Below are 12803 nucleotides of genomic sequence, written 5' to 3'. Positions count from 1 at the left end.
GCAAGCAGGTCGGTTGACCGCCTCGATGTATGTCGGGGAGGAAAGTCCGGGCTCCAGAAAGCAAGATGTCCTGTAACATAGGATGGAAGCAATTCCGAGGAAAGTGCAGCAGAAAGCAAACTTCCAAGTGTCTAATTAGACACTTGGAAAAGTTGAAATGGTGTGGTAAGAGCACACCGGTCTGATGGTAATGTCAGGCGCATGGCAAACCCCATCTGGAGAAAGGCTAAGTAAGAGGGAAGAGGCTGCTCGTCTCAATTTAACCCTTGGGTAGGCCGCTAGAGACCGATAGCAATGTCGGTACAAGATAGATGGTCAACTGCTACAGAATCCGGCTTATAGACCTGCTTGTTTTTTATTTATACAGTTCATGTTTTTGTATATAATCTTCAACCTTCTTGGGCAATAGGTATCTTATCGGAGTACCGGATTTTATCCTCTCTCGAATATCAGAAGAAGAGATTTTAAGATAGGTAATCTTCATTATTTCAATATACTTCTTAAAAACAAGTTTTGCCTCTTTAATATCATATCCTGGACGGGTTGTTACTATGAACTTGCACATTCTTAAAAGCGCATCAGGAGATGCCCAGCTATTTATTTCCAAAAAAGCATCTGTGCCTATTATGAAATATATATTAACATCTTTGCCATATTTTTTTACAAATGTTTTAATCGTATCTATAGTATAGGATGCGCCTCCTCTTTTTATTTCAATGTCTGAATCCTCAAACCGGGGATTATCGGCTATTGCCAATTTTATCATCTTAAGACGATGATGAGCTCCGACAAGATTGGATGTGTTTTTGAGTGGATTAATGGATGAAGGAACAAATATTACCTTGTCCAGCTTGAATTTGCTGCAAACTTCGGAAGCGCTTACAAGATGCCCATAATGAATGGGATTAAAAGTACCGCCCATAATACCAATGCGCATTATATTCGCACCTGGCCATTGCCAAATATAAGGTATTTGTAAGTTGTGAGTTCTTCCAATCCCATAGGTCCTCTGGCATGCAGCTTGCCTGTACTTATACCAATTTCAGCGCCTAATCCAAATTCGCCACCATCAGTAAATCGAGTAGATGAATTGACATATACAGTAGCAGAATCTACTTCTTTCAGAAACCTATCTGCAGATGAACTATCTTTTGTAATTATAGCGTCAGAATGGCAGGATCCATATGTATTAATGTGATTGATTGCCTCTTGTTCTGCGGACACTATCTTGATGGAAAGTATTAAGTCAAGATATTCAGTTGACCAATCTTTCTCCTTTGCTAGTTTTATCTCAGGGGCAATTTCTTTGGTTTTTCTACAGCCTCTTATTTCAACGCCTGCATTCCTGAACATATCTATCATCTGAGGCAGAAAGACCTTGGCAATATCTTTATGAACAAGAAGCGTCTCCATTGCATTGCATACTCCCGGACGCTGGACTTTCGCATTGAAACATACAGTTTTTGCAATATCAATATCTGCATGTTTATCAACATAAGTGTGACATATTCCGTCACTATGTTTAATTACAGGAATAGTAGAATTTTTAGCAACAAATTGTATAAGGCCAGCACCTCCGCGCGGAATTATAAGATCAATATATTTATCCATTTTTAACATGCGATTCACCATTTTACGATCAGTGCTTTTTATCATTTGAATGGAACTAGGAGGAACTTTTGTTTTTCGCAGACTATTTATCATTATTTGATATAAAGCAATATTTGAATTTATAGATTCTTTTCCTCCGCGAAGGATTACAGCGTTACCAGCTTTTAGACAAAGGCTTGCTGCGTCCACAGTGACATTAGGCCGAGATTCATAGATTATACCAATAACTCCAATAGGTACGCTTACCTTTTCTATTCTTAATTTATTTGACCTGGTTGTCTTGCTAAGTATTCTGCCAACAGGGTCTGGGAGTTTAGTTAGTTGCCCCAAGGCGTTGCAAATATTTTCTATTCGCTGTGGAGTTAAAGTTAGACGGTCTATTAAAGCAGGGGACAGGTTGTTTCCCTTTGCACGTTTGATATCAATGATATTTGCAGATAAAATTTTAGATTTGTTTTTTTTAACACCATTGGCAATAGCCAGAAGGGCTTTATTTTTTTCTTCTGTTGAAAGAATTGCCAACACTCTTGACGCATCTTTTGCATGCTGAGCGATTTTTCTTATCATAATATCACCAGATTATCCCTGTGTATTACTTCATCATAAGACTTATAACCGAGTATGCTTTCGATTTGGGAAGTCTTATTCCCTTTAATTTTTGCTACATCTTTATCTGAATAATTAACCAGTCCTCTCGCAAATTCACTGCCTCTGGCATCAGCAATTCCAACTACGTCTCCTATGTTATATTTTCCTTTTGAGGCAATAATGCCTGTGGATAAAAGGCTCTTGCCTTTGTTTATTAAAACTTGTTTTGCTCCTTTATCAACAATAATTGTCCCTCTTATATAATGAGCAAATGCTATCCATTTTTTTCGGCCTGTTTTTCTTTTGTCAATTTTTGGGAGAAAGATCGTGCCAATTTTTTCTCCATTCATTATTCTAGAGACAATATTTTTTTTAAGCCCATTAGCTATTATTACAGTCACCCCTGACTGTGTTCCCATTTTGGCTGCAGTTATTTTTGTCAACATGCCTCCAACCCCTGTTTTTGAGTCAGAAGCATACGACTCTATTTTAGATCGGATTTTATCGACTTCAGATATAAGAAAAGCTTGCTTACTTTTTTGGGGATCAACAGTAAACAGTCCATCAATATTAGAAAGCATAATTAAAAGGTCTGCATCTAAGAGATTAGCAACAAGTGCAGAAAGAGTATCGTTATCCCCAAACTTAATTTCCTCAGTTGCAACAGTGTCGTTTTCATTAACAATAGGAATAACATTCGCTTTAAATAGTTCCATTATTGTATTACGTATATTGAGGTATCTAAGTCTGGACTTAAAGTCATCTCTTGTGAGCAGAATCTGCGCAGTATGATATCCTCTTTTTCCGAAGATTTCTTTATAAGTATGCATTAGCTCATTCTGCCCTACAGCAGCAACAGCTTGTTTTTTTGATATTGTCAATGAATGCTTCCCAATGCCCAAAACTTTCATGCCTGCGCCTATAGCACCTGAGGACACAATAATTATTTTAATATTTTGTTTTCGCAGTTCCACTATTTCTTCGGCAATATTGGATATTCTTGTTCTATTTAACCCAGTGTCTGAGGTCAGCACATATGTACCTATCTTAATAACAATGCACTTGGAACTCTTGATTAGCTCTTTTCTATTCATATTTGTCTCTCTTCACTGTTCAGTAGTTTATCAATGTAATAGATTAACTTTTTTACTCCTTCTCCAGTGAGTGCAGAAATAGCAAATATCTCCTTTGAATGCAACTTTTTTCTAAAATCTTTTAGGTTGGTTTGTGCAGTAATTATGTCCATCTTATTAGCAACTATTATTTGGGCTCGATCACCTAAATTATATAGAGATAATTCCTTATTAATAGCATTAAATTTTGAATATGCGTTTTCATCAGACATATCAATAAGATGCAGAATGATTTTTGTTCTGCTTATGTGAGCCAAAAACTTGTTTCCCATGCCTTTCCCATTGCTTGCGCCTTCTATCAATCCAGGGATATCAGCAGCTACAAAGGATGAGTCGTGTACTTTTACAACTCCTAAAAGCGGCTCTATAGTGGTAAATGGATAATCAGCTATTTTAGGTCTGGCATGTGATATGCGGGAAAGCAAAGTGGATTTTCCTGAATTTGGATATCCAACCAGCCCAACATCAGCGATTAGGCGCAGCTCTAATCTAATATCCTTTTCTTCTCCTTCTTTGCCTTCTTCTGCGATTCGCGGAACGCGTCTGATAGATGTGGAAAATTTGGCATTTCCTTTTCCTCCTCTTCCGCCACGCGCAACTATGATCTTGTCACTCTGATGACATAGATCTGCTATGATTTGATTATTCTCTTTTATAACCGTTCCGACAGGAACTTCCAGCAAAATGTCAGGACTGTTTCTGCCAAACATTTTTTTGCCTTTGCCATGCTGGCCATTTTTGCCTTTGATGTGTTTTCTATGCAGAAAACTGATAAGAGTTCTTTGATTGGGGACAGCTTCAATAATGATGTCTCCGCCTTTTCCGCCGTCTCCACCGTCAGGACCGCCTTTTGGAACACATTTTTCTCTGCGGAAGCTTACACATCCATTACCACCGTCTCCTGCTTTTACATGTATGACAACATTATCAATAAACAAATTATGCCTTTACTACCCACGTTTTCACTTCTGCTGTTACTTCTGGATGAAGTTTGATCTGAATATTGAAGATACCTAGCTTTTTAATTGGATCTTTTAATGAGATATTCTTCTTATCAATTTCTATTCCTTCTTGCTTTAGCATGTTTGCAATATCAATAGAAGTGACAGAGCCATACATTTTTTCATCTTCTCCAACTTGAACAGGAATTGTTAAAGATAAACTAGAAAGTTTTTTTGCTATCTCTTCAAATCCTGCTTTTTCCTCCCGTATTTTTCTGCCTTTAGCTTTTTTGATATGTTCTGCAACTTTCTCAGCACCTGGAGTTGCTTTAAGAGCTAATCCGTGTGGTAATAGATAGTTTCTGCCATAGCCGTCTGCTACTTTCACTATATCCCCTGTGCTTCCTAGCTTGTCAATATCTTGTTTTAAAACAACCTTCATTTTGATCTCCTCTCACGTCATACTATTTAGAATGGTTTTTGTCTTATCCAGACTTTGTTCGTCGTTTAGATTAATAACCTGGATGTTCTTATCAATTCTTGAGATAAGTCCTGATAATACTCTCTTTGGTCCTACTTCGATAAATGTACTAATTCCTGCTGATATCATGTTTTTAATTGAGTCTTCCCATAGTACAGAACCTGTTATCTGTTTAGTCAATGCCTCTTTTATATCAGAGGGCTGTGTTATCGGTTTTGCGGAAACATTTGCATATATGGGAATATTTGCATTTTTAACGTCGTAATTTTGCAGTTCATCATATAATTTTTCCTCTGCGGATTGCATTAGACAGGAATGAAATGGACCGCTCACCGCTAGTTTGATTGTTTTTCGAGCTCCTGTAGAAATGGCTTCCTCTATTGCTTTATCAACAGCTTTATGTTCACCTGATATGACAATTTGTCCTGGACAATTGTAATTGGCAATCTGTACAATTCCATATTTATAGGAGATCTTGCAAATATTTTTTACTTGTTTTACATCTAATCCGATAATCGCTGCCATTGTTCCCGGATATTGCTGAGATGATTCCTGTATAAAAAGCCCTCTCTTTTTGACAAGCAGTAATGCGGATTCCAGATCCAATGCGTTTGCGGCTACCAAAGCAGAGTATTCCCCCAAACTGTGGCCTGCAACAGAAGAAACAGATTCTCTTTTAAGAAGTTCATCAAGCACAACCAAACAGGCAATACTCGCTGTAAGTATTGCTGGTTGACAATTCTCTGTAGCGCTCAGAATTTCTATAGGGCCTTCAAAACATAATTTTGCAATATCATATTTGAGAATTTTATTTGCGCATTGAAAAATATCTTTAGCACACGAATAATCATGGTAGAAGTCTTTTGCCATTCCAACATATTGGGAACCTTGTCCAGGAAATACATATGCGATTTTCTTCATTCTACCACCTTATAACAGCTGATGCCCATGTAAGACCAGCGCCGAAAGCATCCAGAAGTATTATCTGTCCATCTTTTAATTTTCCCGAAGCAGCTGCTTCAGCCATTGCTATTGGTACAGAAGCGCCTGAGACGTTTCCATATCTTGTAACATTTATCCATACTTTTTCCAGAGGAGTGTTGAGTTTGCGTGCTAGAGCGTTTATAATTCTCAAGTTCGCCTGATGGGGAATAACAATATCTATGTCTTCATTTTTTAGCTTGCATTTAGCAAGTACTGTTTCTGCAGCATTTGTCATTGCCCTAACAGCAAGTTTAAAAACAGAATTTCCGCTCATTTTTAGAAAATGCAGTCTTTCATCTATCGTTTTATGTGTTGCGGGAAATTGTGCACCTCCACCGGGCATATTCAATAAATCCCAGGCTGAACCATCCGCTCCGAGGTATGAGTCCAGAATAACTCTTTTGTTATCTATAGCACGTCCAATAACAGCAGCACCTGCCCCGTCTCCAAATAACACACAGGTTGTACGATCTGTCCAATCTGTGATTCTAGAAAGTGTGTCTGCTGCGACAACTAAAACTTTTGTAAATGTATTATTTTCAACGAAATTTTTTGCCATTGTTAAGGCATAAATAAAACCGCAGCATGCTGCATTCACATCAAATGCGCACACAGTTTTAGCTCCTATTTTATCCTGAAGAATGCATGCAGTGGAAGGGAATGGCATATCAGGGGTTATAGTGGCAACAATAATACAATCTATTTGTTTGACATCTACGCCGGCATTTTTAAGAGTTTCCTGAGAAGCAAACATAGCCAAATCAGAGGTAGTGTGTTTATCATCAATTATATGTCTTTCTTTTATCCCTGTTCTTGTTGTAATCCATTCGTCAGATGTATCTACCATTTTTTCAAGGTCTGCATTCGTAAGAATTTTTTCTGGCACATAAAAACCAGTTCCTAAAATACCTGCTTTAATATTCTCCATTTTTTAGTTCTTTAACCTCTCTTTTATATGTTCATTAACACGGTTGTTTACGAATTTTTCAGCTACCAAAATGCTGTTTTTGATGGCCAGAGAAGAGGAGTTACCATGTGCTTTTATACATACACCGTTAATTCCAAGGAAAGGCGCGCCGCCATATTCCGCATAGTTCAGACTTTTTTTGAAATTCTTATAAGCTCCTCTACTCAACATAGCTCCAATTTTGGAGAGAAAATTACTTTTCAGCTCATTGCGTAGTTTAAGATATATATTTTCTCCCAGTCCTTCAGCAGCCTTAAGGATTATATTGCCAATAAAACCATCACAAACAATAACATCCACTTTACCATTAAAAATATCTCTTCCCTCTACATTGCCAACAAAGTTAATTGGCGCTTTTTTTAGTTCTTCATATGCTTTTTTTGTTAAGTCATTTCCTTTATGTTCCTCCTCTCCAATGTTTAAAAGACCTACTTTTGGAGTTCCTTTTTTCAAGATATACTTGCTGTATTCATTTCCCATTATTGCAAATTGGTAAAGATTCAAAGGGCTACAGTCCACATTTGCGCCTACATCAAGCAGTAGGGAAGCTTCACTTAGAGTAGGCATCAAGATAGCGATTGCCGGGCGCTCTATACTTTCTATTGTCCTTATGTAGATTGTAGCGGATGCCATGTATGCTCCTGTATTGCCAGCTGATACTACAGCATCTGCCTCTTTATTTTTAACCAAGACTACAGCTTTGATCATAGATGAATCTTTTTTTCGCCTAATAGCTTGAGAAGGAGGTTCATGCATGGCTATGATTTCAGACGCATGTTTGATCTGGATATTAGAACCCGTATATCCATGTTGTATTAACTCTCTTTTTATTATTTTCTCGTCACCAACTAGCACAAGGTCAAAGGTCTGTTTTTTAGCAGCATCTAACGCTCCTTGTATAACGACAGAAGGCCCTTTATCAGAGCCCATAACATCTACTGCTATTTTCATATTATGAAGCCTTCTTCATTTCAATTATTTTTTTACCATTATAGTACCCACAATGAGGACAAACTCTGTGTGGAGATTTGACCTGACTACAATGTGAACATGTAGCCATTGCAGGTAATGATAACTTTTTATGCGTGCGTTTTTTATCCCGTCTCGATTTTGAAAATTTCCTTTTTGGAAGTGCCACTGTTATTCTCCTTTTTTCATTAAATACTTATTTAACTTACAACTTAATCCTATGCAGAGTGAGCTTGTATGGCTGTAATAGCAGACATATTAACAATATCATTTGTGCTGCAACCTCTGGATAAATCATTAGCAGGCTTTCGAAGTCCCTGAAGAATTAGGCCGATTGCTTCTGCTTTTGCCAAGCGCTGAGTAAGTTTATACGATATATTTCCTGTTTCTAAATTTGGGAATACTAATACATTAGCTTTTCCTGCAACATTACTTTGGGGAGCCTTTATTTTTGCAACTTCTGGAACAATAGCAGCATCTGCTTGTAGCTCTCCGTCAATTTGTAAATCAGGACACATTTTTTTTGCAAGCTCAGTAGCTTTTATTACTTTATCAATAAGACTATGAGATGCGCTTCCCTTTGTTGAGAATGAGAGCATAGCAACCCTTGGCTCAGATTTTATGAACATACGGGCTGTTTTTGCGGATGCTATGGCAATACTAGCAAGCTCTTCAGATGTTGGATTTGGCACGATACCTGCATCAGCGTATATAAAAACACCATGCTCCCCATAAACGCAGTCCGGAACAATCATAACAAAGCAGCTTGAGACTACTTTTATACCATTTGCAGGGCCTATTAGCCATATTGCAGCGCGCAGTGTATTTGCAGTAGTATTTACTGCTCCTGCTACTGAACCATCAGCCATGCCTTTTCTCACCATCAAAGCAGCGTATAATAGAGGCTGCTTAATTAGTGTACAGGCATCTTCCTTACTTATGCCTTTATGTTTCCTCATATTATAAAACAATTCAATATCTTCATCTGTTACTTTTTGTTCTGGGTCAATTACTTTCACGTTTTCTATATTTATACCGGCATGTTTTGCTGCCTTAATTATATTCTCTCTTTTTCCTAATAGGATAGGGTCAGCAATCTTCTCTTTTTCCAGTATGGATGCAGCTTGTATTACTCTTAAATCCTGTGACTCAGGCAAGACTATTCTTTTCCTGTCAAACTTTGCTTTATTTCTGATTTCTTCTATTAAATTCATATCAGATTTTCCTGTTTTAAGAGGTCTCACACTATATCAACTCACTCTAGTTTTGTCAAAAGGATTTGGGCAAAAGAACATCTCTTTTGTATATCTTTAAGAATGGTACTCCTTGATAAGACACTTCATATATCGGCTTCCCATGTTTATATATTTCCCATAGTTTGTCATTAAACATTCCCTGTCTTGACAAAAGAATCAGATAATCAAAATCCTCATCATTGATGTCAGCTATTTCTATGTCTTTTCTCAACAGACCTGTTTCTTTATAGTATCTTGGTACAAAACTGCCAACCGGACAAAATATAATGCGTCCATTTTTCGGAGTATTATTATTTATAAATTTTATGGTTTTCCCTGTAATGCAGTCTCCCCAGTAAGTAGTTTCCATTCCCAGTTTATGTGCTCCTCTGATTCCACCAATAAACATGTTGTAATAGGATGTTTGATATGGATGCATGCATGCCAGACTTATTAGTGCAGGAAGCAATAATAAGTAAAGTCCATTTGCTAAGAATTTATATGTTTTAGTAAATGTGCTTATTCTCTTATATAGTTCAGAGAATCCTACGCCTGCAAGCACAGCTAAAAAAGGGAATATAGGCATAAAAAGTCTTATGCCGTCATATTTTTTGGCTATTGGTAATGACATTAGTATTAATAAAAATAGAATATTTATAATGACAATGCCTAAAATTTCATCTTTAAGATGTTTTTTGATATATGCGTGGATTCCGTAGATTGATAATAAGAGCGTTGCAGAGGGAACGGTTGTTAGCAAAAGGAGGACTGGATAGTGCCAGGGAGCAAGTTGTGTACCATAGGTTTTTCCAAGATAAAAAACATTAACAGGATTATGTTTAACATGATACATATAAAACTTAATAATATTAGAAAAAGGGTCGTACCATAGTCTTGGCCAGAGTGCTATAAGTACTATAGGGGAAAGAAGAAAGATAAAGAATATATTCCTCGCATAAAATTTTCTTCTATATATTTGTCCCCACAATAAAAGAGGGATTATTAAAAATACTGCGTTCTCCTTTGTTAATAAAGCAAGTCCACATAGTAGACCGACAAATATACTCCATTTCAGGGAATTAGTTCCCTTGATAAATGCCCAGGTCACAATAAACCAGGCTAGAGCAATAGGGACATCATATACTGCAAAATGTCCATGCGCAAAAACACGTGGCATTAAGAATAATGATAAAGAGGAAAAAAGAGCAGTATGAATATTGTAGTATCTTAAACTAAAGAAATAAACAGCGGTTATAAGAAGAGAGAATAATAGGCACATAGGTATCCTACAAGCGTATAGAATGCCAATGGATTTATGCAGCAATAATAAACCTCCACTCATAACATATTTTACAAGAGGTGGATGTGGTTCAAATTGCCAGAATTTTTCTATTGTGCTTTCCAAGAAAGGATGTGGAGAAATTAGCCAATCAATCTGATGAAGAATGTAGGAAATATAGATTGGTTCATCCCAGGTTATACCATAATCCACAACAGTAAGCACACTTGAGATGAAGGTAAGAAGAAAGATGCAAAGACCTATGTATATATAAGCTTTTTTCATCTTGATTATATTAGCAGATAGGTGATTCCATTACAATATTGCCTTATACTAACAAAATGATATAATGCCGTGAATGATTTATTAATAGCTATGGACAATATTAAGAAGAAACTCAGAAGAATGCTTAATGACCAAATATATGCTCATTCTCTTTCAACATGTGAAACCGCACTAGACTTGGCAAAAAGATTTGGTGCTTCAGAGAAGAAGGTCGAGCTTGCAGCTCTTCTTCATGATTGCGCAAAATCAATGTCATATAATGAACTGGTGTATAATGTTCAAAAATATAAAATTCCTGTTGATAAACTTGAATTAAGGACAGAGTCCCTGCTTCATGCTCCAGTTGGCAGTAAGCTCACCAGTGTTCTTTTTGGAATAACAGCCCCTCAAATATTAAGCGCAATAAGATATCATACAACAGCAGCTCCTAAGATGTCCGATGTCGCAAAAATTATATATGTAGCAGATTTCATAGAATTAGCCAGAGGTCATAAAGGAGTAGTAGATGCAAGAAAAGCAGCAGAGAAAGATATAGATAGAGCAATGCTTTTTATTCTAAGAAAGAAGATTCCATATTTAGTAAAGAAAAAGGTGCTAATTCATCCAAGGTCAGTTAAAGCATTAAACTGGTTTCTGGGAAAAGAGAAAAAGAAGTGATTAACAAAGCGAAAACACACATAATAAAAATAGTTCAAGAAAGTATTGAAAAAATATATTCTATCCGAGGTCTGCTTGTTTCAGTAGAAAGAACAAAAGATGAGAAATTTGGTGATTTTTCAACAAACGCAGCAATGATGCACTCGCATAAATTTAAAGAATCTCCAATTAGTATAGGTGAAGAGTTATGTAAAAATATTCAGCAGTCCTTGTCTAAAGATTTATTAATAGATAAAGTTCTGCTGGTTAAACCTGGATTTATAAATTTTTACATCAGCAAGAAGTTCTGGATAGATATCTTTAAAGAAGTTGTTTTGGCAGGAGAGAATTATGGCAGAAGTAATACGGGAGAGGGGAAAAAGATCCTTGTGGAATTTGTAGGGTCAAATCCCACCGGGCCCCTTAATGTAGTGAGCGCAAGAGCCGCGTCTATTGGCGATAGTTTGTGCAATATTCTCTCGTTTAATGGATATGACGTAAAAAGGGAATTTTATATAAACGATGCAGGAGAACAGGTTTCAAGATTTGTTGAATCTCTTATTGCAAGGTATAAACAGATATACAATCCCGATTTTCCATTTCCGGAAGAAGGCTATCATGGTGACTACGTAAAGGATATGGCAGAAGAACTGGATAAAGAATATGGCAAGAGCTTGCTGAACAAGAGAGATGATGATGTGAAAAATAGATGCAGGAGTTTTTATCTTTCAAGGATATTAGGCGACCAAAAGCGCGATGTGGAGGATTTTGGAGTTAAGTTTGATAAGTGGTTCAGCGAGAAAACACTTCATGATTCAGACAAAATTACTAATGCTTTGAAAAAATTAGAAGAGCGTGGTTTTACATACGAAAAAGATAATGCAGAGTGGTTTCAATCAACAAAGTTTGGTGACGACGAAGACAGAGTTTTAATCAAAAAAAATGGAGCGCCAACTTATTTTCTGGCGGACATTGCATATCATCTTGATAAGTTTGAGAGGGGATTTGATAAAGCCATTGATTTTATGGGCCCCGATCATCACGGGCATATAGCAAAATTAAAAACGGCTATGAAGGCATTGGGTATTGATGAGAAATGGCTGGATGTTTTTATAGTTCAGCAGGTTAATCTTATGCGCAGTGGAGAGAAAATTAAAATGTCTAAAAGAGCTGGCAGGTTTGAGACAATGAGAGATTTAGTAGCGGAGGTCGGCAAAGATGCTGCCAGATTCTTTTTTCTTATGAGAACTCAGAGCAGTCATCTTGATTTTGATTTAAATCTGGCAAAGGAAAAGTCTTCTAAAAATCCTGTTTATTATATCCAGTATGCGCATGCAAGGATATGTAATATATTAAAACATTCTGAAGAGGATAAAATTGATATAGGACAAACGGATAAAGTCAATACAGAGCTTCTAAATAAGCCTGAGGAAATTGAATTAGCAAAGACATTGGCTGGATTTAAAGATATATGCGAAATCAGCGCTCTGACTTACGCACCTCACAGAATAGCAGGATATTTACTAAAACTTGCTGGGATATTTCATAATTTTTATAATAAACACCGTGTTGTTACTGAAAATAAAGAATTGACAGTTGCAAGGTTGTTGATTGTTAAATCTAGCAGAATTGTGCTGGCAAATGGACTCAGGCTTCTTGGCATATCTGCGCCTGAGAAAATGTGAAAGGGGAAA

At 36.8% G+C, this 12803-nt stretch carries 13 protein-coding genes and 1 other RNA gene; 3 read left to right on the top strand and 11 right to left on the bottom strand.

Annotated elements, in window-relative coordinates; translation table 11 throughout:
* Position 1: 1 nt before the first annotated feature.
* An RNA gene (rnpB, locus tag Q7J67_02660) (RNase P RNA component class A) lies at positions 2-355 on the top strand.
* Here the strand turns inward: rnpB and nadD are convergent.
* The 11 genes from nadD to Q7J67_02605 are packed head-to-tail and all read right to left on the bottom strand — an operon-like array spanning position 356 to position 10473.
* Entirely contained in the window at positions 356-937 is a 582-nt protein-coding gene (gene nadD, locus Q7J67_02655; protein ID MDO9464183.1) for a nicotinate-nucleotide adenylyltransferase, read from the bottom strand.
* Entirely contained in the window at positions 937-2178 is a 1242-nt protein-coding gene (locus Q7J67_02650) for a glutamate-5-semialdehyde dehydrogenase (GenBank protein MDO9464182.1), read from the bottom strand. The genes nadD and Q7J67_02650 overlap by 1 nt, the downstream gene beginning before the upstream one ends.
* Positions 2175-3293 (bottom strand): glutamate 5-kinase, encoded by a 1119-nt coding sequence (proB, locus tag Q7J67_02645; GenBank protein MDO9464181.1) that lies wholly within the window; start codon positions 3291-3293, stop codon positions 2175-2177. The genes Q7J67_02650 and proB overlap by 4 nt, the downstream gene beginning before the upstream one ends.
* A complete protein-coding gene (gene obgE, locus Q7J67_02640; GenBank protein ID MDO9464180.1) occupies positions 3290-4270 on the bottom strand; it encodes a GTPase ObgE in 981 nt (326 codons plus the stop codon). The genes proB and obgE overlap by 4 nt, the downstream gene beginning before the upstream one ends.
* 1 nt (position 4271) lies before the next feature.
* A complete protein-coding gene (gene rplI / locus Q7J67_02635) occupies positions 4272-4715 on the bottom strand; it encodes a 50S ribosomal protein L9 (protein ID MDO9464179.1) in 444 nt (147 codons plus the stop codon).
* A gap of 12 nt (positions 4716-4727) precedes the next feature.
* Positions 4728-5675, bottom strand: coding sequence for an ACP S-malonyltransferase (gene fabD / locus Q7J67_02630; GenBank protein ID MDO9464178.1), 948 nt, complete (start codon positions 5673-5675; stop codon positions 4728-4730).
* A 1-nt stretch (position 5676) separates the two neighbouring features.
* Positions 5677-6666, bottom strand: a complete 990-nt coding sequence (locus tag Q7J67_02625; protein MDO9464177.1) for a beta-ketoacyl-ACP synthase III — start codon at positions 6664-6666, stop codon at positions 5677-5679.
* 3 nt (positions 6667-6669) lie between these two features.
* Positions 6670-7656 (bottom strand): phosphate acyltransferase PlsX, encoded by a 987-nt coding sequence (gene plsX / locus Q7J67_02620; protein MDO9464176.1) that lies wholly within the window; start codon positions 7654-7656, stop codon positions 6670-6672.
* 1 nt (position 7657) lies between these two features.
* Entirely contained in the window at positions 7658-7843 is a 186-nt protein-coding gene (gene rpmF, locus Q7J67_02615; protein ID MDO9464175.1) for a 50S ribosomal protein L32, read from the bottom strand.
* Positions 7844-7892: 49 nt separating this feature from the next.
* The gene (pta, locus tag Q7J67_02610; protein ID MDO9464174.1) at positions 7893-8888 is read right to left on the bottom strand and encodes a phosphate acetyltransferase; all 996 of its coding nucleotides are present in this window, start codon (positions 8886-8888) and stop codon (positions 7893-7895) included.
* Positions 8889-8943: 55 nt separating this feature from the next.
* Positions 8944-10473 (bottom strand): glycosyltransferase family 39 protein, encoded by a 1530-nt coding sequence (locus tag Q7J67_02605; protein ID MDO9464173.1) that lies wholly within the window; start codon positions 10471-10473, stop codon positions 8944-8946.
* 69 nt (positions 10474-10542) lie between these two features.
* On the opposite strand from Q7J67_02605, the gene yqeK reads away from it, so the two are divergent.
* Entirely contained in the window at positions 10543-11130 is a 588-nt protein-coding gene (gene yqeK / locus Q7J67_02600; protein ID MDO9464172.1) for a bis(5'-nucleosyl)-tetraphosphatase (symmetrical) YqeK, read from the top strand.
* Positions 11127-12794 (top strand): arginine--tRNA ligase, encoded by a 1668-nt coding sequence (gene argS / locus Q7J67_02595; protein MDO9464171.1) that lies wholly within the window; start codon positions 11127-11129, stop codon positions 12792-12794. The genes yqeK and argS overlap by 4 nt, the downstream gene beginning before the upstream one ends.
* Positions 12795-12803: the final 9 nt, after the last annotated feature.

It is taken from the genome of bacterium, from assembly GCA_030652805.1.
Taxonomy (GTDB): domain Bacteria; phylum JAHJDO01; class JAHJDO01; order JAHJDO01; family JAHJDO01; genus JAHJDO01.
The sequence above is the reverse complement of the archived record's forward strand: the minus strand, read 5'-3'. Positions and strand labels throughout refer to the sequence as shown.